The 25,473-nt window shown below is 55.5% G+C and carries 21 protein-coding genes and 1 riboswitch; of the genes, 16 read left to right on the plus strand and 5 right to left on the minus strand.

All coding sequences use genetic code 11. The features are described from left to right. The first annotated feature begins 25 nt into the window (after positions 1–25). The 8 genes from leuA (at position 26) to aroD (ending at position 10,035) form a co-directional block, all read left to right on the plus strand. Entirely contained in the window at positions 26–1,597 is a 1,572-nt protein-coding gene (leuA, locus tag EGY08_RS10420) for a 2-isopropylmalate synthase (RefSeq protein WP_004128923.1), read from the plus strand. Further along, the gene (gene leuB, locus EGY08_RS10425) at positions 1,597–2,688 is read left to right on the plus strand and encodes a 3-isopropylmalate dehydrogenase (RefSeq protein ID WP_004128920.1); all 1,092 of its coding nucleotides are present in this window, start codon (positions 1,597–1,599) and stop codon (positions 2,686–2,688) included. Before leuA ends, leuB begins: the two co-directional genes overlap by 1 nt. 2 nt (positions 2,689–2,690) lie before the next feature. Continuing rightward, complete coding sequence (leuC, locus tag EGY08_RS10430) at positions 2,691–4,091, plus strand: 3-isopropylmalate dehydratase large subunit (RefSeq protein ID WP_004128917.1); 1,401 nt, start codon at positions 2,691–2,693, stop codon at positions 4,089–4,091. A gap of 10 nt (positions 4,092–4,101) precedes the next feature. Next, complete coding sequence (leuD, locus tag EGY08_RS10435) at positions 4,102–4,707, plus strand: 3-isopropylmalate dehydratase small subunit (RefSeq protein WP_004128914.1); 606 nt, start codon at positions 4,102–4,104, stop codon at positions 4,705–4,707. 405 nt (positions 4,708–5,112) lie between these two features. Further along, a complete protein-coding gene (locus EGY08_RS10440; protein ID WP_004128911.1) occupies positions 5,113–7,146 on the plus strand; it encodes an FAD-dependent oxidoreductase in 2,034 nt (677 codons plus the stop codon). Between the two features lie 10 nt (positions 7,147–7,156). Then, entirely contained in the window at positions 7,157–8,020 is an 864-nt protein-coding gene (locus EGY08_RS10445) for a shikimate dehydrogenase (RefSeq protein ID WP_004128908.1), read from the plus strand. Between the two features lie 11 nt (positions 8,021–8,031). Next, positions 8,032–9,246 (plus strand): MFS transporter, encoded by a 1,215-nt coding sequence (locus EGY08_RS10450; RefSeq protein ID WP_087828465.1) that lies wholly within the window; start codon positions 8,032–8,034, stop codon positions 9,244–9,246. Between the two features lie 33 nt (positions 9,247–9,279). Continuing rightward, positions 9,280–10,035 carry a type I 3-dehydroquinate dehydratase gene (gene aroD / locus EGY08_RS10455; protein ID WP_004128889.1) on the plus strand — a complete coding sequence of 252 codons (756 nt, stop codon included), beginning with the start codon at positions 9,280–9,282 and terminating at the stop codon, positions 10,033–10,035. A 38-nt stretch (positions 10,036–10,073) separates the two neighbouring features. Here the strand turns inward: aroD and EGY08_RS10460 are convergent, their stop codons facing one another. Next, positions 10,074–10,970, minus strand: coding sequence for a LysR family transcriptional regulator (locus tag EGY08_RS10460; protein WP_004128887.1), 897 nt, complete (start codon positions 10,968–10,970; stop codon positions 10,074–10,076). 214 nt (positions 10,971–11,184) lie between these two features. On the opposite strand from EGY08_RS10460, the gene EGY08_RS10465 reads away from it, so the two are divergent. After that, complete coding sequence (locus EGY08_RS10465; RefSeq protein WP_004128885.1) at positions 11,185–12,495, plus strand: MFS transporter; 1,311 nt, start codon at positions 11,185–11,187, stop codon at positions 12,493–12,495. A 46-nt stretch (positions 12,496–12,541) separates the two neighbouring features. Here EGY08_RS10465 and EGY08_RS10470 read toward each other — a convergent pair whose 3' ends face one another. After that, the gene (locus EGY08_RS10470) at positions 12,542–13,726 is read right to left on the minus strand and encodes a sugar efflux transporter (protein ID WP_049123176.1); all 1,185 of its coding nucleotides are present in this window, start codon (positions 13,724–13,726) and stop codon (positions 12,542–12,544) included. Positions 13,727–13,957: 231 nt separating this feature from the next. Further along, positions 13,958–14,110 (minus strand): glucose uptake inhibitor SgrT, encoded by a 153-nt coding sequence (gene sgrT, locus EGY08_RS10480; RefSeq protein WP_004128878.1) that lies wholly within the window; start codon positions 14,108–14,110, stop codon positions 13,958–13,960. 87 nt (positions 14,111–14,197) lie between these two features. Between sgrT and sgrR the strand changes: the two genes are divergently transcribed. The 4 genes from sgrR to thiQ all read left to right on the plus strand — a co-directional run bounded on the left by sgrR (position 14,198) and on the right by thiQ (position 19,339). After that, positions 14,198–15,853: an HTH-type transcriptional regulator SgrR gene (sgrR, locus tag EGY08_RS10485; protein ID WP_049113167.1), complete on the plus strand. Its 1,656-nt coding sequence runs from the start codon at positions 14,198–14,200 to the stop codon at positions 15,851–15,853. 37 nt (positions 15,854–15,890) lie between these two features. After that, positions 15,891–16,053: riboswitch (TPP riboswitch) on the plus strand. Positions 16,054–16,084: 31 nt separating this feature from the next. Continuing rightward, positions 16,085–17,068 carry a thiamine ABC transporter substrate binding subunit gene (thiB, locus tag EGY08_RS10490; RefSeq protein WP_049113168.1) on the plus strand — a complete coding sequence of 328 codons (984 nt, stop codon included), beginning with the start codon at positions 16,085–16,087 and terminating at the stop codon, positions 17,066–17,068. Beyond that, on the plus strand, positions 17,044–18,654 hold the full coding sequence (gene thiP, locus EGY08_RS10495; RefSeq protein WP_004128869.1) for a thiamine/thiamine pyrophosphate ABC transporter permease ThiP: 1,611 nt from the start codon (positions 17,044–17,046) through the stop codon (positions 18,652–18,654). The genes thiB and thiP overlap by 25 nt, the downstream gene beginning before the upstream one ends. After that, positions 18,638–19,339: a thiamine ABC transporter ATP-binding protein ThiQ gene (gene thiQ, locus EGY08_RS10500; RefSeq protein ID WP_123828471.1), complete on the plus strand. Its 702-nt coding sequence runs from the start codon at positions 18,638–18,640 to the stop codon at positions 19,337–19,339. Before thiP ends, thiQ begins: the two co-directional genes overlap by 17 nt. Here thiQ and EGY08_RS10505 read toward each other — a convergent pair. Together EGY08_RS10505 and araC are read right to left on the minus strand one after the other, a co-directional pair. Beyond that, a complete protein-coding gene (locus EGY08_RS10505; protein WP_004128864.1) occupies positions 19,326–20,093 on the minus strand; it encodes a DedA family protein in 768 nt (255 codons plus the stop codon). The two genes, thiQ and EGY08_RS10505, sit on opposite strands and share 14 nt — an antisense overlap. A 128-nt stretch (positions 20,094–20,221) precedes the next feature. Continuing rightward, entirely contained in the window at positions 20,222–21,067 is an 846-nt protein-coding gene (araC, locus tag EGY08_RS10510; RefSeq protein WP_004128863.1) for an arabinose operon transcriptional regulator AraC, read from the minus strand. Positions 21,068–21,404: 337 nt separating this feature from the next. On the opposite strand from araC, the gene araB reads away from it, so the two are divergent. The 3 genes from araB to araD all read left to right on the plus strand — a co-directional run bounded on the left by araB (position 21,405) and on the right by araD (position 25,390). Continuing rightward, the gene (gene araB / locus EGY08_RS10515; protein WP_004128862.1) at positions 21,405–23,114 is read left to right on the plus strand and encodes a ribulokinase; all 1,710 of its coding nucleotides are present in this window, start codon (positions 21,405–21,407) and stop codon (positions 23,112–23,114) included. A 10-nt stretch (positions 23,115–23,124) separates the two neighbouring features. Continuing rightward, positions 23,125–24,627: an L-arabinose isomerase gene (araA, locus tag EGY08_RS10520; protein ID WP_004128861.1), complete on the plus strand. Its 1,503-nt coding sequence runs from the start codon at positions 23,125–23,127 to the stop codon at positions 24,625–24,627. Positions 24,628–24,694: 67 nt separating this feature from the next. Beyond that, entirely contained in the window at positions 24,695–25,390 is a 696-nt protein-coding gene (gene araD, locus EGY08_RS10525; RefSeq protein ID WP_004128860.1) for an L-ribulose-5-phosphate 4-epimerase, read from the plus strand. Positions 25,391–25,473 lie beyond the last annotated feature (83 nt).

Consider the following 25,473-nt stretch of genomic DNA (forward strand, 5'->3'; position numbering starts at 1 on the left):
AGGACAGAGAACAAGGATCTAAACCATGAGCCAGCAAGTCATTATTTTCGATACGACCTTACGCGACGGTGAACAAGCGTTACAAGCCAGCCTGAGCGTGAAAGAAAAACTGCAGATTGCTATGGCCCTTGAGCGGATGGGCGTTGACGTGATGGAAGTTGGTTTTCCGGTCTCATCCCCTGGCGACTTTGAGTCCGTACAAACCATTGCGCGCACAATCAAAAACAGCCGCGTTTGCGCGCTGGCCCGCTGCGTAGAAAAAGATATCGACGTCGCGGCGGAATCATTAAAAGTCGCAGAGGCGTTCCGTATTCACACCTTTATTGCCACCTCTCCGATGCATATCGCGACCAAGCTGCGCAGTAACCTGGACGAGGTTATCGAACGAGCGATCTATATGGTGAAACGCGCACGTAACTACACTGACGATGTCGAGTTTTCCTGTGAAGACGCTGGCCGTACGCCGATCGCCGATCTGGCTCGCGTCGTTGAAGCCGCCATTAATGCAGGCGCAACGACCATCAATATTCCGGATACCGTTGGCTACACCATGCCTTTCGAATTCGCCAACATTATCACCGGTCTGTACGAACACGTCCCCAATATCGACAAAGCCATTATCTCCGTCCATACCCATGACGACCTGGGTATCGCGGTCGGTAACGCCCTCGCAGCGGTCCACGCAGGCGCTCGTCAGGTGGAAGGTGCGATGAACGGTATCGGCGAACGCGCCGGTAACTGCTCGCTGGAAGAGGTGATCATGGCCATCAAAGTGCGCAAAGACATTATGAATGTGCACACCCGCATTAATCACCAGGAAATCTGGCGTACCAGCCAGACCGTGAGCCAGATCTGCAATATGCCGATCCCTGCCAACAAAGCTATCGTCGGAACCGGCGCTTTTGCCCACTCTTCCGGTATTCACCAGGACGGCGTGCTGAAGAATCGCGAAAACTACGAAATCATGACGCCGGAATCTATCGGCCTCAACCAGGTGCAGTTGAACCTGACTTCCCGCTCCGGCCGCGCTGCGGTGAAACACCGTATGGAAGAGATGGGCTATAAAGAAACCGACTACAACATGGACCATTTGTATGATGCGTTCCTGAAGCTGGCGGATAAGAAGGGCCAGGTATTTGACTATGACCTGGAGGCGTTAGCTTTCATTAACAAACAGCAGGAAGAACCGGAGCATTTCCGCCTCGATTACTTCAGCGTGCAGTCCGGTTCCAGCGATATAGCAACCGCGTCCGTGAAGCTGGCCTGCGGCGATGAGACAAAGGCTGAGGCCGCCAACGGTAACGGACCGGTGGACGCCATTTATCAAGCCATTAACCGCATCACCGGCTATGAGATTGAGCTGGTTAAATATGACCTGAATGCTAAAGGCCAGGGTAAAGACGCGCTGGGTCAGGTTGACATCGTGGCTAATTACAACGGCCGCCGTTTCCACGGCGTTGGTCTGGCGACGGATATCGTGGAATCGTCCGCGAAAGCCATGGTTCACGTCCTGAACAACATCTGGCGCGCCGCTGAAGTCGAAAAAGAGTTGCAACGCAAAGCTCAGAATAAAGAGAACAATAAGGAAACCGTGTAATGTCGAAGAATTACCATATTGCTGTTTTACCAGGTGATGGTATTGGCCCGGAAGTGATGAACCAGGCGATGAAAGTACTGGAAGCCGTTCGCCACCGTTTTGATATGAGCATTACCACCAGCCAGCATGACGTGGGCGGTATCGCCATTGACCGTCAGGGCACCCCGCTGCCGCAGACTACCGTCGAAGCCTGCGAGCAGGCCGACGCGATTCTGTTCGGCTCCGTTGGCGGACCGAAATGGGAGCATCTGCCGCCCGCGGAACAGCCGGAGCGCGGAGCGCTGCTGCCTCTGCGTAAGCACTTCAAATTATTCAGCAACCTGCGTCCGGCTAAGCTGTACCAGGGTCTGGAAGAATTCTGTCCGCTGCGCGCCGATATCGCCGCCAACGGCTTTGATATTTTATGCGTCCGCGAGCTGACGGGCGGCATCTACTTCGGCCAGCCGAAAGGCCGCGAAGGCAGCGGCCAGCACGAGAAAGCGTTTGATACCGAGGTGTATCATCGCTTTGAGATTGAGCGTATCGCCCATATCGCCTTCGAGTCCGCCCGCAAGCGTCGCCACAAAGTGACCTCAATTGATAAAGCAAACGTGCTGCAGTCTTCTATTCTGTGGCGTGAAATCGTCAGCGAAATCAGCAAACAGTATCCTGACGTTGAGCTGTCGCATATGTATATCGACAACGCCACCATGCAGCTGATTAAAGATCCGTCCCAGTTCGACGTTCTGCTGTGTTCCAACCTTTTCGGCGACATTCTGTCTGACGAATGCGCCATGATCACCGGTTCAATGGGGATGCTGCCGTCCGCCAGCCTCAACGAGCAGGGCTTTGGCTTATATGAGCCCGCAGGCGGCTCCGCGCCGGACATCGCCGGTAAGAACATCGCTAACCCGATCGCGCAGATCCTCTCGCTGGCGCTGCTGCTGCGCTACAGCCTGGATGCCGATAGCGCGGCAACAGCGATTGAAAATGCGATCAACCGTGCCTTAGAAGAAGGCGTGCGTACCGGCGATTTAGCGCGCGGCGCGGCGGCGGTCAGTACCGATGAAATGGGCGATATCATTGCCCGCTATGTCGCTGAAGGGGTGTAATCATGGCGAAGACGTTATACGAAAAGTTGTTTGATGCTCACGTAGTTTATGAAGCGCAAAACGAAACCCCGCTGCTGTACATTGACCGTCATCTGGTTCACGAAGTGACCTCGCCGCAGGCGTTTGACGGCCTGCGCGCGCATAAACGCCCGGTGCGTCAGCCGGGTAAAACCTTCGCCACGATGGATCACAACGTTTCGACGCAGACGAAAGATATCAATGCGTCCGGCGAGATGGCGCGTATCCAGATGCAGGAGTTAATTAAAAACTGCAAAGAGTTCGGCGTTGAGCTGTATGACCTGAACCACCCTTTCCAGGGGATCGTCCACGTGATGGGGCCGGAACAGGGCGTCACCCTGCCGGGTATGACCATCGTCTGCGGGGACTCCCACACGGCAACCCATGGCGCATTCGGCGCGCTGGCCTTCGGTATAGGCACCTCTGAAGTCGAGCACGTTCTGGCGACACAGACCCTGAAGCAGGGTCGCGCTAAAACCATGAAGATCGAAGTCAAAGGCAAAGCCGCGCCGGGTATCACTGCCAAAGATATCGTCCTGGCGATTATCGGTAAAACCGGCAGCGCTGGCGGGACCGGTCACGTCGTGGAGTTCTGCGGTGAAGCCATTCGCGATTTAAGCATGGAAGGCCGTATGACCCTGTGTAATATGGCTATCGAAATGGGGGCTAAAGCGGGCCTGGTGGCGCCGGACCAGACCACATTTGATTACGTCAAAGGCCGTCTGCACGCGCCGAAAGGCGAAGATTTTGCCGACGCCGTCGCTTACTGGAAAACCCTGACCACCGACGATGGCGCGACGTTTGACAGCGTTGTCACCCTGCAGGCGGAAGAGATTGCCCCGCAGGTCACCTGGGGCACTAACCCAGGCCAGGTGATCTCCGTTACCGACATCATTCCGGATCCGGCCTCATTCTCCGACCCGGTAGAACGCGCGAGCGCCGAGAAAGCGCTGGCCTATATGGGGCTGAAATCTGGCGTGCCGTTAACCGAAGTCGCCATTGATAAAGTCTTTATCGGTTCCTGCACCAACTCACGTATCGAAGACTTACGCGCGGCGGCCGAGATCGCTAAAGGCCGCAAAGTCGCGCCGGGCGTTCAGGCGCTGGTCGTACCAGGTTCCGGTCCGGTGAAAGCGCAGGCTGAAGCAGAAGGCCTGGATAAAATCTTTATTGAAGCCGGTTTTGAGTGGCGTTTACCCGGCTGCTCCATGTGCCTGGCGATGAACAACGACCGTCTTAATCCGGGCGAGCGCTGCGCCTCCACCAGCAATCGTAACTTTGAAGGCCGTCAGGGCCGCGGCGGACGCACTCACCTGGTTAGTCCGGCAATGGCAGCCGCGGCGGCCGTGACCGGTCATTTCGCCGATATCCGTAGCTTGAAATAAGGAAACCATCATGGCAGAGAAATTTACCCAACATACCGGCCTGGTGGTTCCGCTGGACGCCGCGAACGTCGATACCGATGCAATCATTCCAAAGCAGTTTCTGCAGAAAGTTACGCGTACCGGTTTTGGCGCCCATCTGTTTAACGACTGGCGCTTCCTGGACGATAAAGGCGAACAGCCTAATCCGGAATTCGTGCTGAACTTCCCGGAGTATAAAGGCGCCTCTATCCTGCTGGCGCGGGAAAACTTCGGCTGCGGCTCTTCGCGCGAGCACGCGCCGTGGGCGCTGACCGATTACGGCTTTAAAGTCGTTATCGCCCCCAGCTTCGCCGATATCTTCTACGGCAACAGCTTTAACAATCAGCTGCTGCCGGTCACGCTGAGCGAAGCGCAGGTCGATGAGCTGTTTAATCTGGTCCACTCTCGGCCCGGCATTAAATTTGAAGTCGATCTGGAAGCCGGGGTGGTTAAAGCTGGCGATAAATCCTACAGCTTTAAAATTGACGCTTTCCGCCGTCACTGCATGCTTAACGGCCTGGACAGCATCGGCCTGACTCTGCAGCACGAAGAAGCTATTTCAGCCTATGAGCAAAAACTACCGGCCTTTATGAATTAAGGCGAACCGCAGCTAATAACCCAGCCCGAACTTCGCTTCGGGCTTTTTTTCATCGGGCAAAAATGAGATCTGGCGCACATATATCATTTTTGGTTGCCCTGTCAGAACAAATTTTTATCCGTAAAAAATATAAATCATTATCAATTGGGCATCTATTCAATCATTCCCCCACTCTTTTTGTGTCATTCCACAAGTACAAGTAAAAAATCGATTGAAATATTTAAGATAAAACCATGAATATGTAAATTGATTGTTAATCCCATAGAATCCCGCTATAGCTCCGCGCAAAAAAAAGCATTATTTTTCTATTAAACGCCTCGTTATCTTTCCCCACAGAGAAATATTAACTTTGGACAGGCCAGAATCGCCGTATCGCGGCCATCGGGCATCCAGTGGAGAGAGCATATGAGCCACTATCCCCATCTTTTTTCCCCGTTGACCATTAACGGGATGACAATAAAAAACCGCATCATCATGCCGCCAATGGGGACCAACCTGGCGAGTCTGAACGGTGAAGTCACCCAAGAACAGATTGACTACTATGAGCTACGGGCGCGGGGCGGCACAGGACTCATCACTATCGAGAATATTTGTATCGATTTTCCTTTCGCCTCTAACGGCACAACGCAGCTGCGTATCGATAACGATCAATATATTCCGCGCCTGTTCAAATTAACCGAAACCTTACATAAACACGGCGCCTGCGTCAGTATTCAATTAAACCACGCTGGCGCGTCGGCCTATGCGTATCGCCTGAACGGTGAAATGCCGCTTTCTTCTTCAAGCACCCCATCCAAAAAGAACGGTAATATTCCCCGCCCGATGACGCACGACGAGATTTATCATGCCGTCGATAAATTTGGTGATGCCGCGGAACGCGTACGCCGCGCGGGATTCGACTGCGTGGAAATTCACGCCGGCCACTCTTATTTAATTAGCCAGTTTTTATCACCGCTGTTTAATAAGCGCACCGATGAATTTGGCGGTAGCGTAGAGAATCGCGCCAGAGTATTAACCTTAATCGTCGATAAGGTACGCGCCTGCGTAGGTCCGCGTTTCCCGGTCAGCCTGCGTATTAGCGCCGATGATTTCCTGGAGGGCGGGAATACGCTTGAAGATTCACTGCGGATCCTCGAACTGTGCCAGGAAAAAGTGGATATTATCAACGTCTCCGCGGCGCAAAACGACAACCTGAATTTCCAGATTGACCAGATGTCTCTGGAAGATGGCTGGAAGCGCTACCTCTCCCGCGCGGTACGTGACAAGTTCCACAAACCCACGGTGATTGCCGGCAACATCCGTACCCCGAAAGTCGCAGAAGATATTATCGCCAGCGGCGATGCCGACCTGATTGCCATCGGTCGCGGACTGATCGCCGAGCCGGAGTGGGTGCAAAAAGTTCAGAGCGGTAACGAACGTTTGATGCGGAAATGCATCTCCTGCAACATTGGCTGCGCGGATCACCGCATTGCCCGCTCGCGCCCTCTGCGCTGTTCGATCAACCCGGACATCATCCACGGCGACGCTTACAAACAGCAGCGCGTGATCCGTGATACCAACGTTGTGGTTATCGGCGCGGGTACGGCGGGGATGGAAGCCGCCTGCACCGCAGCTGAAGTCGGCTGCCATACCTGGCTGCTGGAAGAGAAACACAGCATCGGCGGGCTGGCCAGCGAGATCTCCCTGCTGCCGGAGAAAAAGCGTATCGCTGATTTTCCGCAGTTTATGAAAAACCGTATCGCCTCCCTCGATAACCTGATGCTTCAGGTCGGCAAGCGCGCCACCGTGGCGTCCGTTTCCGCTTTGCGCCCGAATTTAATCGTCAACGCCACCGGCTCAGTTCCCCTGCTGCCGCCGATTGAAGGGCTGCGCGAGAACATCGACGTCGAAGGCGGCAACGTCTTCTCCATTACCAACATGATTCATCATCTGGACCAGTTTGCCGATGCCACGGGTAAACGCATCGCCGTCGTCGGCGCGGGCGCCGTGGGTCTGGACGTTATTGAATACTTCTCCGCGCGCGGTGCCAGCGCCGTGCTTATCGAGATGCAGGACGCGCCGGGACGCGACCTGGACATCATTACTAAAAATGCCATGTTGACCATGCTCGATGAACATCACGTGGAACAGCACATGCGTACGCAGCTGGTTGCCGTCACCCCAACGCATTTCACCGTTAAAAATGCGGATGGCGCCTTCAACATTCCTTTTGATTACGGCTTCGTCTGTCTGGGAATGCGCGCCAACACCGCCGGTCTCAATGAGATTGAGCAATGGGCCAGAGCCAATAACGTAAAAATAATGAACATCGGCGACAGCCTGATGGCCCGGCGAATTATTGATGGCGTGCGCGAAGGGCGCAACGTGCTGGATACCCTCGAAGATATGGGGGCTCTCGGCAACCGCGAATCGACAAAAATTCCATTTCTAACATATTGAGGATTTTATCATGGCAGAACGTATTACCGGACATACCGAGCTGATTGGCCTGATTGCGACCCCGATTCGTCACAGCATGTCGCCAACCATGCATAACGAAGCTTTTGCTCATCTGGGGCTGGACTATGTTTACCTGGCGTTCGAAGTCGGTAACGAAGAGCTGAAAGACGTGGTACAGGGCTTTCGCGCGTTAAAACTGCGCGGCTGTAACGTCTCGATGCCGAACAAAACGGAGATTTGCCAGTATCTGGACAAACTCTCTCCGGCTGCAGAGCTGGTTGGCGCGGTGAATACCGTGGTGAACGACAATGGCGTACTGACCGGCCACATCACCGATGGCACCGGATATATGCGCGCTCTTAAAGAAGCGGGCATCGATATTATCGGCAAAAAAATGACCGTGCTGGGCGCCGGCGGAGCAGCAACCGCGCTCTGCGTCCAGGCCGCGCTGGACGGCGTCAAAGAGATCTCCATCTTCAACCGCAAAGATAAGTTCTTCGCCAACGCAGAACAGACCGTCGCTAAAATCCGTAACAATACCAACTGCGCGATCCACCTGTTTGATCTGGACGATCATGACAAACTGCGCGCCGAGATCGACAGCAGCGTCATTCTTACTAATGCGACCGGTGTTGGCATGAAACCGTTTGAAGGCCAGATGCTGCTGCCTGACGACAGCTTCCTGCGCCCGGACCTGATCGTATCTGACGTGGTCTATAACCCGCGCAAAACCTATCTGCTGGAAGTGGCCGAGAAAAAAGGCTGCCGCACCATCAACGGTCTGGGGATGATGCTCTGGCAAGGCGCGCGCGCTTTTGAAATCTGGACAGGCAAAGAAATGCCGGTTGAACACATCAAAAGTATCCTGTTCTAAGGATGGGCGCGATGAAAAATCCATATGTCCCAACAGCAGCTGGGCTCTATCTTAACTACCTGATCCATGGCATGGGGGTATTATTAATTACCCTCAATATGGCGAATTTACAGACGCAATGGGGAACCGACGCTGCCGGCGTCTCCATCGTCATTTCGTCGCTCGGGATCGGTAAGCTCGCCACGATCGTCACAGGATTCCTGTCCGACCGTTTTGGCCGTAAACCCTTTATCTATCTCGGCATCGCCAGCTATCTGGTGTTTTTCCTCGGTATTTTACTGACGAAAAACATTTATATGGCCTACTTCTTCGGCATTATGGCCGGTCTGGCAAACAGCTTCCTCGATTCCGGAACCTATCCGGCGTTGATGGAGTCTTTCCCTAACTCCGCCAGCCGGGCAAATGTGCTGATCAAAGCCTTCGTCTCTGCCGGACAGTTCCTGCTGCCGTTCATTATCAGCCTGCTGATTTGGGCGAATATGTGGTACGGATGGTCGTTTATTATCGCCGCGGCATTGATGCTCCTGAGCGCTATCTACCTGATAAAAATGCCGTTCCCGGACCATCGGGCGAAAAAAGAGAGCGCAGAAAAATCGCCGGCCGCCGCCGCTGCCCCACAGGCGGACTCCAGCAAACTGGATATGGTTATCTTTACCCTGTACGGCTATATCGGTATGGCGACGTTTTATCTGGTCAGCCAGTGGCTAGCGCAGTACGGCGAGTTCGTTGCCGGTATCCCGCATGAGTCAGCCATTAAATTGCTGAGCGTCTATACTGCGGGTTCCCTGACGTGCGTATTCGTCACCGCCGCCTTTGTTAAAGAGGTATTTAGTTCAGCCGTCGCCATGATCGTCTACACCTTCCTGTCGATGATTTCATTGCTGATCGTTTGCCTGTTCCCGACGCCAATGGTGGTTACCGGCTTCGCCTTTATCATCGGTTTCTCCGCCGCCGGCGGCGTACTACAGATAGGCGCGACCATTATGGCCATGAGCTTCCCGAACGGGAAAGGCAAAGCCACCGGGATCTTTTATACCGCAGGCAGTCTGGCCAGCTTTACGATCCCGTTGATCACCGCAAAACTGTCGAAGATGGGTATCGCCAGCATTATGTGGTTTGATCTTCTGATCGCTATCGTCGGCTTTGTGATCGCCCTGTACATCGGTTATCGTCAGCTTCAGGTTCGCGCCGCTGCAAGAACATCCCATGTTGCAGCAACCGCCTGATGGTCAATGACAAAAAGAATAATGGATACCAACATGACTCAAGCAATAACAGTAAAAAACATCACCTTCCAGGAAGGGGAAACCTTAATCTGCGTACCGCTGATCGGCAAAACGCTTGCCGAACTGCAGACTAACGCACGCGAGCTGGCTACCGCCGGAGCCGATATTATCGAATGGCGCGTCGATCACTTCACCCAGGTCAGAGAAACTGAGCAGGTTCTGCTGGCGCTGGGCGAAATTCGCCAGTTGCTGAAAGAGATGCCTCTGCTGTTTACCTTCCGCAGCAAAAAAGAGGGGGGCGAAACGGAAATCAGCGATGAAGCCTACTTTGAGCTAAATCGCCGGGCGGCCGTTAGCGGTCTGACCGACGTGATTGATATCGAGCTGTTCAACGACGAAGCGCAAATTCGCTCGCTGGTGAGCGATGCCCACGCTGCGGGCGTCAAAGTTATCATGAGCAATCATGATTTCCATAAAACGCCGGCTCAGGAAGATATCATCTACCGCCTGCGCCGCATGCAGGATCTTGGCGCCGATCTGCCGAAGATCGCGGTCATGCCGCAGTCGCCGCAGGATGTCCTGACCCTGCTCTCGGCAACCCTGACGATGAAAGAGAAGTACGCGACTCGGCCGTTGATCACCATGTCGATGGGTAAATCCGGCGGCGTGAGCCGGGTAACCGGCCGTTTGTTCGGTTCAGCAATGACCTTCGGTACCGTCGGCCAGGCTTCTGCGCCAGGGCAAATCGCCATTACCCAACTGCGTGAACTGATGGATATTCTTTCCTGATAAAACATCGCCCGGGGGTCACCCTCCGGGCGATGTTGCTAGCGGATTTTTTGGCTGTCATTAATAATGACATCTTTAAATGACTGAATAGCGGGAGAAAGTACCCGTTCTTTCATCGTTGCCAGGTAGATATAACGTGGTGGAATCGCATTTTTGATCGTCATGATATGCACGTTGTAATACGAGAGTGCGGAAATTCGCGGCATAATCGCAATCCCATAATCAATACTGACCAGCCCCGCCATCGCCGTATCCTCATCAACGTAGCAGGCAATATCCGGGACCAGCTTTTGCTGCATAAACACGTTATCAATAAAAGGGCGAAGACCGCTATTTTCCGAAAAATAGATGTAGGGATAGTGGATTGTCTCCACCAGGTCGACTTCATTTTCATAGAGTCTGGCCAGAGGATGATCTTTCGCCGTCACCACCACTAATTCTTGCTGAATAATAGGAATAAAATCGATATCTGGTTCATCTGCAATATAAGAACAAATAGCCAGATCGCTTTTCCCGGCCTTGAGTTCCTGCAGAAGCGTTAACGACGTGCCCTGCGTAAAGGAAAATGTCACATTGTGACGAGATGGTGAAAGTGAATACTTATTAATTAACTGCGGAACAACATACTCCCCCATGGTATAAATAAACGCAATGCGTATATTTTCTTTGTTCTCTGCGCTATTTTTTTGCAACGTCATGCGGCCATTTTCTAACGAGGCCAGCGCATCTTCCACGTAGGGAAGAAATCGCTTACCGTTCTGCGTAATCTTGATATTGCGCCCTTGCCTGGCGAATAGCGCCACGCCCAGCTCTTTCTCCAGTTCAGATATGGCATGGCTCAGCGAGGGTTGAGTGATAAAAAGGCTGGAGGCTGCTTCAGTGTAGTGCTCGGTTTCTGCCAGCCGCTTAAAATAATAAAGTTGCTTTAGGTTCATTATTTTTGCTCGTATAATATAAGAATAAAACTAATGACCTAATATACCATACAAGCCATCTATGATGAGCCAAAAGGGAGAAATACCGGAGTTATATCAAATATTGTTTACGTAGCAAAGCGTGACTTCTCATCGATAGAGTCAATGCTTAATTAGAATATTTCTGCATACATAAATACATGCAAAAATATTTTAAACTTTAAAGGAAATTACTATGAGGACGATCGATGCTCAGGAACGGCCGATTTTGCCGTCGGCCACGCAGAAGCGAACTAAAACGCGAATTGTAATTTTAATGTTACTATCGATAGGGACGATGATAAATTATCTCGATCGTACTATTTTAGGTATTGTTGCTCCCAAGTTAACAAGCGAAATACATATTGACCCAGCGATGATGGGGATCGTTTTTTCTGCTTTCGCCTGGACCTACGCGCTGGCACAAATTCCTGGCGGGATGTTTTTAGATCGCTTTGGTAATAAACTGACCTACGCGCTTTCTATTTTCTTCTGGTCAACCTTTACCTTATTACAAAGCTTTTCTGTCGGGCTAAAGTCTCTGCTGCTGCTGCGTTTAGGCTTAGGTATCAGCGAAGCCCCCTGCTTCCCGGTTAATAGCCGAGTCGTCAGTAAATGGTTTCCCCAGCATGAACGCGCCCGCGCGACGGCAACTTACACCGTCGGTGAATATATTGGTCTGGCCGCATTCTCCCCGCTACTTTTTTTAATTCTTGAACATCATGGCTGGCGAACGTTGTTTATTCTGACCGGCGGACTGGGCATCGCGTTTACTTTTGTATGGTGGAGGTTTTATCACGAACCGCATCAATCAACAACGGCAAATAAAGCAGAACTGGAGTATATCGGCGTAGAAAATACGGCTGCCGCCAATGAAAACATCCCTTTCAACTGGCCTGATGCGAAACGTTTACTGTGCTGCCGACAAATCATTGGCGCTAGCCTTGGGCAATTTGCCGGTAACACCACGCTGGTATTTTTCCTGACATGGTTCCCGACTTATCTGGCCAACGAGCGCCACTTACCGTGGCTGCACGTGGGTTTCTTCGCCTCCTGGCCGTTCCTGGCCGCCGCTATCGGGATATTTTTCGGCGGCTGGACATCCGATAGAATATTAAAGAAAACCCGTTCGGTTAATATTAGCAGGAAGCTGCCGATTATTTCAGGGCTGCTACTTTCGAGCAGCATCATCCTTGCAAACTGGGTCGACAGCAATACCGCGGTGATTATTATTATGTCGATCGCATTTTTTGGTCAGGGGATGGTTGGCCTGGGCTGGACGCTTATCTCTGATATCGCCCCAAAAAATATGGCCGGGCTTACCGGTGGCATTTTTAACTTCTGTGCGAATATGGCATCAATTATTGCCCCTTTAATTATAGGGGTCATCATATCCATGACCGGTAATTTTTTCTACGCGCTGATTTATATCGGTTTAACCGCGCTGGTTGGCGTTATCGCTTATATTTTTATTATCGGCGATATAAAAAGAATTGAATTGAAATAACCGCCCCAGACATTGCCCCGGCAGGATACCGGGGCAATGAAAACGCTTAGATATCTTTCACCCTGCTGGTCATAAACAGCGTCACCAGAGAAATCGCAGCAATCGTCCAGTAGACGCTGGCGTGCCCATAGCTTTGCGACAGCGCCCCCTGAATGACCCCGGCCAGAATGACTCCGGTGGAAATACTGTTGGTAAACAGCGTCGTCGCGGCCCCCGCCCTTCCTGGCATCAGATCCTGAAACCACAGCATGCCAATCCCGGCCACAATGCCGATAAAGACGGCATTAAACAGCTGTAAAATCAGCAGCGCAACGCGGTCGTGAAACAGAATCAGACCAATATAAAACAGCACGCCCGCCGCAACCGCCGTCACCATCATATTGCGTTTGCCCCAGCGCTTAACGTAGTAGCCCGCCAGAATCATCGCCGGGATCTCCAGCCCGGCTGCGGTGCCCATCAGGATCCCAGCAAGGCTGTCGGGAAGACCAAGATCGCTGCTGATCCATAAAGGCATATCAATGATATACATGGTATTGCAGGTCCACATCAGCGTGGAAGCGATAAACAGCATCCGTACGTTTTTATCGTGCCACCCTCCGGCCTGCACCAACACTTCGGCCCCTTCCGAGGGTTGTTCAACGCGGGCGACCGACGGTAGCTTAAAAGCGATCAGCACCAGGCTAATAACAAAGATCCCGGCGGCAATGGAGAACATGGTGGTGAAGCCATAATTCAGCGCCAGCATAAACGCCAGCGGTGGGCCAATGACCCACGCCAGCGAGAGCTGCGCGCGCATTATCGAACTGAACATCACCACTTCGCGCGCCGAGCTATCGGCATATTCCCGCGCCAGAGCGAAGAGTTGCGGCATCGCGGCATTCGCCACGGAGGCCAGCATAACCCCGCAGGTAATCAGCGTCAGATAGTGGCGATTGAACGCAAACAGCAGCGCGTTTCCTACCGCCATCAGGCAGCAAAACATTATCAGCCGTCGACGATCGCCCCGACTATCGGAGCGTTTAGCCAGCGCCAGGCTGACCAGAATCCCGGCAATGGCGTTAACGGTATAGAACAGCCCCACCCAGAAAGGCTGCGCACCGACTTCGCGGCTAAGAAATAAGCTGAGCGTCGGCGCCTGCAGCGCGCCTGCGATCCCCATCATGAAAGCGACAAGCATAAAAGCGGCGTAAACGCCGTTAAGCCGACGCCCCATCGTCATTAACCACAGCATGAAATATCCTTAAACACGCGAAGAAGAAAACGAAAAAAGCCAGCAGAAGTTTTCTGCTGGCGGGTGATTCTATACTCTATGGATTTCGAGTTGCGGGCAGGCGGCCAGAACGTAAGTCCCTGGGAACATAGATAACTATGTGACCTGGGCGAGCGGGCGCAGCCAACGCACCTGCAGCTTGAAAGACGACGAGTATAACACCAATACTCAGTCACACATGATGTCTGCAAGTCAATGTTCAGAGGTCTGCGACGTAACTCCCCACTGCATCAGTTCACCGAGAATTTCCTGCTGTCTTCCTGCCATCAGGCGGGCCAGCCAGGACGCATCCTGCGTCGCAGAAAAGTAGCGTTGGTAGAACTGTTTTGCAGTTGACCTCATCATATCCACCTCCTCGCTTCATCGACGTTGATTATTGCCTTAATATAGGGAGTAATAAATTGCTGAGTTTTTATCAGGAGTTCCCCTTTTATGTCTTCCGGTCGTTTACAACAGCAGTTCATCCGCCTGTGGCAGTGCTGCGACGGCAAGTCGCAGGAGACCACGCTCAACGATCTGGCCACTATGCTGAGCTGCTCGCGCCGCCATATGCGAACCTTACTGAACATGATGGAGGAGCGCGGTTGGCTAACCTGGGCGGCGGAAGCCGGACGCGGCAAACGTTCCCAGCTCTCATTTCTCTATACCGGCCTCGCGCTGCAGCAGCAGCGAGCGGAAGACCTGCTGGAACAGGACAGAATCGATCAGCTGGTGCAGTTGGTTGGCGATAAAGCCGCCGTCCGACAAATGCTGGTTTCCCATTTGGGCCGCAGCTTTCGTCAGGGACGGCATATTCTGCGCGTGCTCTACTATCGGCCGATGAAAAATTTGCTGCCCGGCAGCGCGCTGCGCCGCTCGGAAACCCACATCGCCCGGCAGATTTTTAGCGCTCTCACTCGGGTAAATGAGGAAAATGGGGAACTGGAGGCCGATATTGCTCACCATTGGCAGCAGATCACCCCGACCCACTGGCGCTTTTTCCTGCGTCCGGGGATTCATTTTCATCATGGACGCGAACTGGAGATGGAGGATGTCATCACCTCCCTGCAGCGCAGCAACGCCCTGCCGCTGTTCTCACATATCGAGCGCATCGACTCCCCTACTGCCTGGACCCTCGATATTCATCTCGCCCAACCTGACCGCTGGTTGCCGTGGTTGTTAAGCCAGGTTCCGGCCATGATCCTGCCGCACGAGTGGCAGTCGATGGATAATTTCTCCAGCATCCCCGTCGGCACCGGGCCCTACTCGGTGGTGCGCAATAACCAGAATCAGCTCAAAATTCACGCCTTTGACGACTATTTCGGCTACCGGGCGCTAATCGATGAAGTGAACGTCTGGGTCCTGCCGGAAATCAGCGAAGAGCCCAACGGCGGGTTAACGTTACAGGGCACCACGCAAAGCGAGAAAGCGGTAGAAAGCCGTCTGGAAGAAGGTTGTTATTACCTGCTGTTCGATGCCCGCAGCCCGCTCGGCGCCAACGCGGCGGTACGCCAGTGGCTGAGTTATCTGTTCCAGCCCGCCAGCCTGCTCTACCACGCCGGCGAGCACTATCAGGGTAACTGGTTCCCGGCCTATGGCCTGCTGCCCCGCTGGCATCACGCGCGCAGCCACGCCTGCGAAAAACCGCCGGGCCTGGAAACGGTCAGGCTGACCTACTACCAGGACCACGTCGAACATCGCGTGATCGGCGGAATCATGGCGACGTTGCTGGCCGAGCATCAGGTTAAGCTGGAAATTCAGGAACTGGAATACCAGGAGTGGCACCGCGGTGAAGCGGTCAGCGACGTGTGGCTCAACAGCGCCAACTTTACCCTGCCGATCGATTTTTCCCTGTTTGCCTGGCTGTATGAAGTCCCGCTGATTCGCAACTGTATTCCCATCGACTGGGAGGAGGACGCAAGCCTCTGGCGTGCGGGAGAGCTTAACCCCGCCACCTGGAGCCAGAAGCTGCTGGCCAATCAAACCGTAGTGCCGCTCATTCACCACTGGCTGATGATCCAGGGACAGCGCAGCATGCGCGGCGTACGCATGAACACGCTTGGCTGGTTTGACTTTAAATCCGCGTGGTTCGCGCCGCCGGAGCCGTAATACTTTCAGTCCGCAGACAAAATCATTACACTAACTGCCGTTCTCAACGGGGTGCTAATAAACATACGCAATCTCATTCAAGTTGCCTCAAGGCGCGGTTAGCGCAGAAGCAACCCGAAGATAAAGCGTATGGGCTGAGAAAATACCCGTCGAACCTGATCCGGATAACGCCGGCGAAGGGATTTGAGGCCCACTCAAAATCCTTTGCCCCCCCTTTTTCTGAGGTGCAAAGTGTTGAAAAAATTACTCCCGCTGTTGGCGCTGGTCGCCGCGCCCGTTTTTGCCAAACCGCTGCTCACCGTTTATACCTACGACTCGTTCTCCGCCGACTGGGGCCCCGGCCCGGCGGTTAAAAAAGCCTTTGAAGCCGACTGCGGCTGCGAACTGAAGTTCGTGGCGCTGGAAGACGGCGTCTCGCTGCTCAATCGTCTGCGCATGGAAGGCAAAAACAGCAAAGCCGACGTGGTGCTTGGGCTGGATAACAACCTGCTGGAAGCCGCCTCGCAGAGCAACCTGTTCGCCAAAAGCGGCGTACCGGCCAGCGCGGTCAGCGTGCCCGGCGGCTGGGACAACGACACCTTCGTCCCGTTCGATTACGGCTACTTCGCTTTTGTTTACGATAAAAACAAGCTGAAAAATCCGCCGAAAAGCCTGAAAGAGCTGGTTGAGGGCGAGCAGAAATGGCGGGTGATTTATGAAGATCCGCGCACCAGCACGCCGGGACTGGGGCTGCTGCTGTGGATGCAAAAAGTTTACGGCGATAAAGCGCCGGAGGCCTGGCAGAAGCTGGCGGCGAAAACCGTCACCGTCACCAAAGGCTGGAGCGAAGCCTACGGCTTGTTCCTGAAAGGCGAGAGCGATTTGGTGCTGAGCTATACCACCTCCCCGGCTTATCACATTATTGCAGAGAAGAAAGAGAACTACGCCGCGGCAAACTTTGCTGAAGGCCACTACCTGCAGGTCGAGGTTGCCGCCCGCACTGCAGCCAGCAAACAGCCGGAGCTGGCGGAAAAATTCCTCAAATTTATGGTTTCCCCTGGCTTCCAGAACGCGATCCCGACCGGCAACTGGATGTATCCGGTCACTCAGGTTGCGCTTCCAGCAGGCTTTGACGCGCTGATGAAACCACAAACGACCCTCGAATTTACCCCGCAGCAGGTGGCTACCGAACGCCAGAACTGGATCAGCGCATGGCAACGCGCCGTCAGCCGCTAGCTTTCGGCTGGCTACTGCCGGGAGTCACGGCGGCCATCATTCTGGTCGTCGTGGCGCTGGCCGCCTTTCTGGCGCTGTGGTTCAGCGCGCCGGAAGCGGCCTGGGGCGTGCTGATCAGCGATAGCTATCTCTGGCACGTCGTACGTTTCTCTTTCTGGCAGGCCTTTCTTTCGGCGCTTTTTTCGGTGCTGCCGGCGATATTTCTCGCCCGCGCCCTCTACCGGCGTCGATTCCCCGGGCGAACGCTGCTGCTGCGCCTTTGCGCAATGACCTTAATTCTGCCGGTGCTGGTGGCGGTCTTCGGCATCCTTAGCGTCTACGGCCGTCAGGGCTGGCTGGCCGAATTATTTAACGCTTTCGGCTGGCAGTGGTCGTTCTCGCCTTACGGGCTACAGGGGATCCTGCTGGCGCACGTATTCTTTAATATGCCCATGGCCACGCGCCTGCTGCTGCAAACGCTGGAAAATATCCCCGGCGAGCAGCGGCAAATCGCCGCCCAGCTCGGCATGCGCGGCTACGTTTTCTTCCGTCTGGTCGAGTGGCCGTGGCTGCGCAGGCAAATTGCTCCGGTCGCGGCGCTGATCTTTATGCTCTGTTTCGCCAGCTTTGCAACCGTGCTGTCGCTGGGCGGCGGCCCACGGGCAACCACCATCGAACTGGCGATTTACCAGGCCCTTAATTTCGACTACGACCCGGGCCGCGCGGCGATGCTGGCGCTGATCCAGATGATCTGCTGCCTTGGGCTGGTGCTGCTTAGCCAACGGCTGAGCAAAGCCCTCGCCATCGGGGCCAGTCATATTCGCGGCTGGCGCGATCCCGACGACCGGCGGTACAGCCGGTTGTGTGACATGGCGTTGATTGGCGCAGCGCTTTTGCTGCTGCTGCCGCCGCTGCTGGCGGTGATACTTGACGGTCTGAATAGCAATCTGTTTCGCGTGCTGCATCAGCCCGCGCTGTGGCAGGCGCTGGGGACATCGCTGCGCATCGCGGTTGCCGCCGGGCTCTTGAGCGTTATCCTGACCATGATGCTGCTGTGGAGCAGCCGCGAGCTTCGCGCCCGCCGTCGCCCTCTGGCCGGGCAGGCGCTTGAGCTGAGCGGGATGCTGATCCTCGCTATGCCGGGCATCGTGCTGGCCACCGGCTTCTTCCTGCTGCTCAATAACAGTGTGGGCCTGCCCGAGTCCGCCGACGGTATCGTGATTTTCACCAACGCGCTGATGGCGATCCCCTACGCGCTGAAGGTGCTGGAGAACCCGATGCGCGATATCGCCGCCCGCTACGGCACCCTCTGCCAGTCGCTGGGGATGCACGGATTTACCCGTCTCAGGGTGGTTGAGCTTCGCGCGTTAAAGCGCCCGCTGGCCCAGGCGCTGGCCTTCGCCTGCGTGCTGTCGATTGGCGACTTCGGCGTGGTGGCGCTGTTTGGTAACGAAGATTTTCGTACCCTGCCATTCTACCTGTATCAGCAGATCGGTTCTTATCGTAGCCAGGACGGCGCCGTAACCGCCCTCCTGCTCCTGCTGCTGTGCTTTTTACTCTTTAGCGTGATTGAAAAACTTCCGGGGCGCGATGCTAAAACTGAATGATGTGACCTGGCTTTACCAGCATCTGCCGATGCGCTTTACGCTTTCCGTCGAACGCGGAGAACGCATCGCGGTGCTTGGCCCCAGCGGGGCCGGGAAAAGCACGCTGCTGAACCTGATTGCCGGTTTTTTGCCTCCCGCCAGCGGCAGTATCGACATCGACGGCCAGCCTCATACCCACACGCCGCCCGCGCGTCGTCCGGTATCGATGCTGTTTCAGGAAAATAACCTGTTTAACCACCTCACAATCCGCCAGAACATTGCTCTGGGAATGCATCCGGGGCTTAAGCTGAACCCGGAACAAACCGCCCATTTGCGGGTCATCGCCGGACAGATGGGGATCGACGCGATGCTAGAACGGCTGCCGGGCGAGCTTTCCGGCGGCCAGCGTCAGCGCGCGGCGCTAGCGCGCTGTCTGGTACGCAAGCAGCCGGTGCTGCTGCTGGATGAACCTTTCTCGGCGCTCGATCCCGCGCTGAGGCAGGAGATGCTGGCGCTGGTTGCCAACGTCTGCCAGCAGCAGCGGCTGACGCTATTAATGGTATCGCACAGCGTAGAAGATGCGGCGCGCATCGCGCCGCGGTCGGTGGTTGTGGCTGAGGGACGAATCGCCTGGGATGGCGACACCGCCTCGCTGCTCAGCGGCAACAGCAGCGCCTCGACGCTGCTGGGAATTAGCGCAAAATAACCTTCTGTAGGATCTCAAGATAGACTGGCATCAGCGGGTGGCGGAAGGTGAAAACCAGCGTGGCCCCGGCGGCGCACACCGTAAGCGGAGCAAGCCACAGCAGACGCGAACGCGGCAGAAAGCGGGTTAACCGATCGGCGGAATTTTTGGCGCTGCGCCACAGCCGCCAGCACAGCCACGCCGCCAGCCACGCCAGCAGCGCCGCGCCCAGCAACAGCCACTTAAAGCTGGCGCTATTCTCATCGGACGGAATATCAATGGCCGCCCCGGCGAGGATCCCCGGTAAGAAGTAGAGCGGCGGCCACAGCAGGCAGCCAATGATATTTGGCGGAATGAATTTCGCGACCGGCAGATCGAGCATTCCGGCGACCATCGGCACCAGCGGGCGCGTCGGCCCGACAAATCGGCCAATCAGAATGGTCAACATGCTGTGCTGGTGCAGCGCATGTTCGGTTTTATCCAGCAGCGCTTTATTTTTCTTTAAAAAAGACCAGCGGTGTAGCGGCTTTTTGAAGCGCCAGCCCAGCCAGAACGAAATCCAGTCACCGAGCAGACAGCCGATAATCCCCGCCAGCCACGCCTGCCAGAAGTTAACCTCGCCGCTGCCGATCAGCGCCCCCAATCCGGCCATCATCACCGTTCCCGGTAAGATAAGCCCCACCAGCGCCAACGACTCCAGGAAGGCAACCAGCAGAACGGCTATCAGGGAATAGACCGTGGATTGAGTAATAAAGTGTTCCAGCAATGCTTGCATAATGTACCCGGTTTAAAAACGAAGCACGGATTCTCCGGAGCCGTAAATACTTCGTCAAGCCATCATTTGTTTGTATAGTTTACTGGCTGTGTTAATAATCCGGGCCATCATTTCACTTTCTTTACTTTTTATTCACACCCGGCGCGAAACTCGCTCGGGCTGGCGCCGGTACATTTCTTAAATACGCGCGAAAAATAGAGCTGATCCTCGAAACCGACGTTACGGCCAACGGTGGCGATCGGCATCCGCGTGGTGCTCAGCAGCAGCTTGGCCTGGCTAATGCGCTGATCCTCCCGCCACCCCAGCACGCTGATCCCCAGCTGCTGGCGGAACAGATGCGACAGGCGCGACGGCGACAGGCACACGTGCTGGGCGACGCTGGCGATATCAAAATGACTGTCCGCCAGATGGTCGCTGATGTACTGGCAGGCATCGCGCACCCGATTATCCAGCGGCGGATGCAGCGATTCGTTGATGGCCTCCATGCGCCTGAGCAGCAGTTGCTCCATGAGATTGATCGCTAGCAGTTCAGAGTAACGCCCGGCCCCCTGCCCAGCTTCCACAATCTGCCCGAACAGTTCGCCAAAGCGCGTCTGCCACTGCTCATCGGGACGAAAAAAACCGGTCTGGGCGAAAATAGTCGGCCAGTTTAGCCATTCATGCCAGTAGGCGCGCGGCCGGAAATAGACCCACTGGTGATACCACTCGCGAGCATCGGGGTGACGGCCATAATGGTGAATCTCTCCCGGTGGAAATAGCAGCATATCGCCGGGCCGACAGATAAACTGCTCCCCGTGGTTATTGATCACCCCTTCACCACGAATCGTCAGGTTCAGGATATAGCCTTTCATCCCCAGCGGACGGTCAATAAAGAAATCCAGATACCCATCGGCGTCAATCGGCGTCAGGCCCGTCACCAGATGGGCGTTAAAAGAGTAACCCGGCAACAAAGGATCGTTTTGCGTTTCGGCCATAAACTCTGCTCTCCTGGAGACATTGAGGACACCAATTGTCCATACCTTGCATTTTATCCTCTGGCTGACAGCGCGTGCTGCGACGCGGGTTATAAATTGAATTAAAACCCGCCGCCTCTCGGCTAAAACTGAGCGCAGCGCACAATTCAGGCGCTTTTAGCGCATAACTGAAGTGTCTATAAAGACGACAGGAAAGTCCACATTGAATATTTGCACGGCGTCACACTTTGCGACGTCACAGCAATATAGTCCATAAGATTAGCGAATACAGCCTGACGGTTTTCAGCCCAGATATCTACTGTTTCACCATGAATGATTTTTAGCATGGAGTAACAGCATGGCAATTGCGATTGGCCTCGATTTTGGCAGTGATTCAGTACGCGCCCTGGCGGTAGAGTGCGCAACGGGCGAAGAGCTCGCCGCAAGCGTCGAGTGGTATCCGCGCTGGCAGGAGGGGCTGTTTTGTGATGGCCCGAACAACCAGTTCCGCCATCATCCGCGCGACTATATTGAATCGATGGAAGCCGCGCTGAAAAGCGTCCTTGCCTCACTGAGCGCTGAACAGCGCGCTGCCGTGGTGGGTATCGGCGTGGATAGCACCGGCTCAACTCCCGCGCCCATTGACGCCGACGGCAACGTCCTGGCGCTACGCGACGAATTCGCCAGCAACCCCAACGCCATGTTCGTCCTGTGGAAAGACCACACCTCGGTGGAAGAAGCGGAGGAGATTACCCGCCTGTGCCACCAGCCGGGTAAAGAAGACTACTCCCGCTATATCGGCGGTATCTACTCCAGTGAATGGTTCTGGGCCAAAATCCTCCACGTTACCCGCCACGATAGCGCCATCGCCGAGGCCGCCGCGTCGTGGATTGAGCTATGCGATTGGGTACCCGCGCTGCTTTCCGGGACCACCCGCCCGCAGGATATTCGTCGCGGCCGCTGCAGCGCCGGGCATAAATCGCTGTGGCACGAAAGCTGGGGCGGCCTGCCGCCAGCCGGTTTCTTCGATGAACTCGACCCGATTATCAACCAAAACCTGGCCTACCCGATGTTCAGCGATACCTGGACTGCGGATGTCCCGGTGGGCACCCTGACCGCCGAGTGGGCCGCGCGCCTGGGCCTGCCGCAAACCGTCGCCATCTCCGGCGGCGCTTTCGACTGCCATATGGGCGCCGTCGGCGCCGGTGCACAGCCAAACGCGCTGGTCAAAGTGATCGGCACCTCCACCTGCGACATTCTGATCGCCGATAAACAGAGCGTCGGCGAGCGTACGGTGAAGGGTATTTGCGGCCAGGTCGACGGTAGCGTTGTGCCTGACTTTATCGGTATGGAAGCGGGGCAATCCGCTTTTGGCGACATCTACGCCTGGTTTGGCCGCATCCTCGGCTGGCCACTGGAGCAGCTGGCGCAAGCGCATCCGGAACTCAAAGAGCAGATCAAAGCCAGCCAGAAACAGCTGCTGCCTGCCCTGACCGACGCCTGGGCGAAAAATCCGTCTCTTGACCATCTGCCGGTCGTGCTGGACTGGTTTAACGGCCGCCGTACGCCGAATGCCAACCAGCGTCTAAAAGGGGTCATTACCGATCTCAATCTCGCCACCGACGCCCCGGCGCTGTTCGGCGGGCTGATTGCCGCCACCGCCTTCGGCGCCCGCGCCATTATGGAGTGCTTCACCGACCAGGGGATCCCGGTCAATAACGTGATGGCGCTCGGCGGCATCGCGCGGAAAAACCCGGTGATCATGCAGGCCTGTTGCGATGTGCTAAATCGCCCGCTGCAAATCGTCGCCTCCGATCAGTGCTGCGCGCTGGGCGCGGCTATCTTCGCCGCCGTCGCTGCGGGCGTATACCGCGATATACCCGCCGCGCAGGAAAACATGGCCAGCCAGGTGGAAAGTACCCTGCAGCCCCGTCCGGCCCAGGCGCAACGCTTCGAACAACTCTACCAGCGCTACCAGCAGTGGTCGCTCAGCGCGGAACAACGTTATCTCCCTTCGACTGCAAAGGCGGAAACCGCGCCGCAATCGCAGGCAGCTCTCACCCATTAAGGATATAAAAATGACTATTTTTAATAATTATGAAGTGTGGTTCGTCATCGGTAGCCAGCATCTGTATGGCCCTGAAGCGCTACGTCAGGTTACGAAGCACGCAGAACATGTGGTGAGCAGCCTGAATGCGGAAGCCAAGCTGCCGTGCAAACTGGTGCTGAAACCGCTGGGTACAACCCCGGATGAGATTACCCATATCTGCCGCGACGCCAATTACGATGACAAGTGCGCCGGGATGGTGGTGTGGCTGCATACTTTCTCGCCCGCGAAAATGTGGATTAACGGCCTCACGATCCTGAATAAACCGCTGATGCAGTTCCATACCCAGTTCAACGCGGCCCTGCCGTGGGACAGCATCGATATGGACTTTATGAACCTGAACCAGACCGCGCACGGCGGCCGCGAGTTTGGCTTCATCGGCGCCCGAATGCGTCAGCAGCACAGCGTGGTGACCGGCCACTGGCAGGATAAAGAAGCGCATCAGCGCATCGGCGCGTGGATGCGTCAGGCGGTCTCTAAACAGGATACCCGTCACCTGAAAGTCTGCCGCTTCGGCGATAACATGCGCGAAGTGGCGGTTACCGACGGGGATAAAGTCGCCGCGCAGATCAAGTTTGGCTTCTCGGTTAACACCTGGGCGGTGGGCGATCTGGTGCAGGTCGTCAATGCGGTCACCGACGGCGAAATCAGCGCGCTGATTGATGAGTATGAAAGCAGCTATCGTCTGACGCCCGCGGTACAAATCCACGGCGATAAACGGCAGAACCTTCTCGACGCCGCGCGCATTGAGCTGGGGATGAAGCGCTTCCTGGAACAAGGCGGCTTCCACGCGTTTACCACCACCTTTGAAGATTTACACGGCCTGAAACAACTTCCGGGTCTCGCCGTGCAGCGTCTGATGCAGCAGGGCTACGGCTTTGCGGGCGAGGGCGACTGGAAAACCGCCGCTCTGCTTCGCATCATGAAGGTGATGGCAACTGGTCTGCAGGGCGGCACCTCCTTTATGGAGGATTACACCTATCACTTCGAGAAAGGCAACGATCTGGCTCTGGGCTCGCATATGCTGGAAGTCTGCCCGACCATCGCCACCGCGGAGAAACCGATTCTCGACGTCCAGCCTCTAGGCATCGGTGGTAAAGCCGATCCGGCGCGCATCATCTTTAACACCCAGACCGGCCCGGCGATCGTTGCCAGCCTGATCGATCTCGGCGATCGCTATCGTCTGCTGGTGAACACCATTGAGACGGTGAAAACCCCGCACGAGCTGCCGAAGCTGCCGGTCGCCAACGCCCTGTGGAAAGCGCATCCGGATCTGCGCACCGCGTCTGAAGCGTGGATCATCGCCGGCGGCGCGCACCACACTGTCTTCAGCCATGCGCTAACCCTCGACGATATGCGCCAGTTTGCTGAGCTGCAGGATATTGAGCTGACCGTGATTGATAACGAAACCCGTCTGCCCTCCTTCAAGGACGCGCTGCGCTGGAACGAAGTGTATTACGGTTCAAAACGCTAAGAGGCCGTTCCCTCACCCTCTCCCTTGGGGTGAGGGGAACTGACTCGCCAGCAATTCGGAGCACAGTATGTTAGAAGATCTCAAGCGCCAGGTTCTCGAAGCCAACCTGGCCCTGCCAAAGCATAATCTGGTCACCCTCACCTGGGGCAACGTCAGCGCCGTCGACCGTGAACGGGGCGTGCTGGTGATTAAACCCTCCGGCGTCGACTACAGCGTAATGAGCGCCGAAGATATGGTGGTGGTCAGCCTGGAGACCGGCGAAGTGGTTGAAGGCGAGAAAAAACCCTCGTCGGATACGCCAACCCACCGTTTGCTGTATCAGGCATTCCCGACGCTGGGCGGCATTGTTCATACTCACTCGCGTCACGCCACCATCTGGGCGCAGGCCGGACAGTCGATTCCCGCCACCGGCACCACCCACGCCGACTACTTCTACGGCGCGGTCCCCTGTACCCGTCTGATGACCGACGAGGAGATCAACGGCGAGTACGAATGGGAAACCGGCGCGGTGATCGTCGAAACCTTCCGTGAAAAAGGGATCGATCCAGCGCAAATGCCCGGCGTGCTGGTGCACTCGCATGGCCCGTTTGCCTGGGGGAAAAACGCCGAAGATGCGGTGCATAACGCTATCGTTCTGGAAGAGATCGCCTATATGGGTATCTTCTGCCGCCAGCTGGCACCGCAGCTGCCGGAGATGCAGCAAACGCTGCTGGATAAACACTATCTGCGCAAGCACGGCGCGAAAGCCTATTACGGACAGTAAACCTCCACAGTAGTCCCGGCTCGCTCTACGCTTAGCCGGGCTACCCTCTGCGGACGAGTAGCCCGGATAAGGCGTTTACGCCG

This window comes from Klebsiella sp. FDAARGOS_511 (genome assembly GCF_003812845.1).
GTDB classification, from domain to species: domain Bacteria; phylum Pseudomonadota; class Gammaproteobacteria; order Enterobacterales; family Enterobacteriaceae; genus Klebsiella; species Klebsiella grimontii.

Excerpts from the sequence above, each read along its gene's own strand:
- leuA (WP_004128923.1), top strand. The coding sequence starts at position 26 with ATGAGCCAGCAAGTCATTATTTTCGATACGACCTTACGCGACGGTGAA.
- leuB (WP_004128920.1), top strand. The coding sequence starts at position 1,597 with ATGTCGAAGAATTACCATATTGCTGTTTTACCAGGTGATGGTATTGGC.
- leuC (WP_004128917.1), top strand. The coding sequence starts at position 2,691 with ATGGCGAAGACGTTATACGAAAAGTTGTTTGATGCTCACGTAGTTTAT.
- leuD (WP_004128914.1), top strand. The coding sequence starts at position 4,102 with ATGGCAGAGAAATTTACCCAACATACCGGCCTGGTGGTTCCGCTGGAC.
- EGY08_RS10440 (WP_004128911.1), top strand. The coding sequence starts at position 5,113 with ATGAGCCACTATCCCCATCTTTTTTCCCCGTTGACCATTAACGGGATG.
- EGY08_RS10445 (WP_004128908.1), top strand. The coding sequence starts at position 7,157 with ATGGCAGAACGTATTACCGGACATACCGAGCTGATTGGCCTGATTGCG.
- EGY08_RS10450 (WP_087828465.1), top strand. The coding sequence starts at position 8,032 with ATGAAAAATCCATATGTCCCAACAGCAGCTGGGCTCTATCTTAACTAC.
- aroD (WP_004128889.1), top strand. The coding sequence starts at position 9,280 with ATGACTCAAGCAATAACAGTAAAAAACATCACCTTCCAGGAAGGGGAA.
- EGY08_RS10460 (WP_004128887.1), bottom strand. The coding sequence starts at position 10,970 with ATGAACCTAAAGCAACTTTATTATTTTAAGCGGCTGGCAGAAACCGAG.
- EGY08_RS10465 (WP_004128885.1), top strand. The coding sequence starts at position 11,185 with ATGAGGACGATCGATGCTCAGGAACGGCCGATTTTGCCGTCGGCCACG.
- EGY08_RS10470 (WP_049123176.1), bottom strand. The coding sequence starts at position 13,726 with ATGCTGTGGTTAATGACGATGGGGCGTCGGCTTAACGGCGTTTACGCC.
- sgrT (WP_004128878.1), bottom strand. The coding sequence starts at position 14,110 with ATGATGAGGTCAACTGCAAAACAGTTCTACCAACGCTACTTTTCTGCG.
- sgrR (WP_049113167.1), top strand. The coding sequence starts at position 14,198 with ATGTCTTCCGGTCGTTTACAACAGCAGTTCATCCGCCTGTGGCAGTGC.
- thiP (WP_004128869.1), top strand. The coding sequence starts at position 17,044 with ATGGCAACGCGCCGTCAGCCGCTAGCTTTCGGCTGGCTACTGCCGGGA.
- thiQ (WP_123828471.1), top strand. The coding sequence starts at position 18,638 with ATGCTAAAACTGAATGATGTGACCTGGCTTTACCAGCATCTGCCGATG.
- EGY08_RS10505 (WP_004128864.1), bottom strand. The coding sequence starts at position 20,093 with ATGCAAGCATTGCTGGAACACTTTATTACTCAATCCACGGTCTATTCC.
- araC (WP_004128863.1), bottom strand. The coding sequence starts at position 21,067 with ATGGCCGAAACGCAAAACGATCCTTTGTTGCCGGGTTACTCTTTTAAC.
- araB (WP_004128862.1), top strand. The coding sequence starts at position 21,405 with ATGGCAATTGCGATTGGCCTCGATTTTGGCAGTGATTCAGTACGCGCC.
- araA (WP_004128861.1), top strand. The coding sequence starts at position 23,125 with ATGACTATTTTTAATAATTATGAAGTGTGGTTCGTCATCGGTAGCCAG.
- araD (WP_004128860.1), top strand. The coding sequence starts at position 24,695 with ATGTTAGAAGATCTCAAGCGCCAGGTTCTCGAAGCCAACCTGGCCCTG.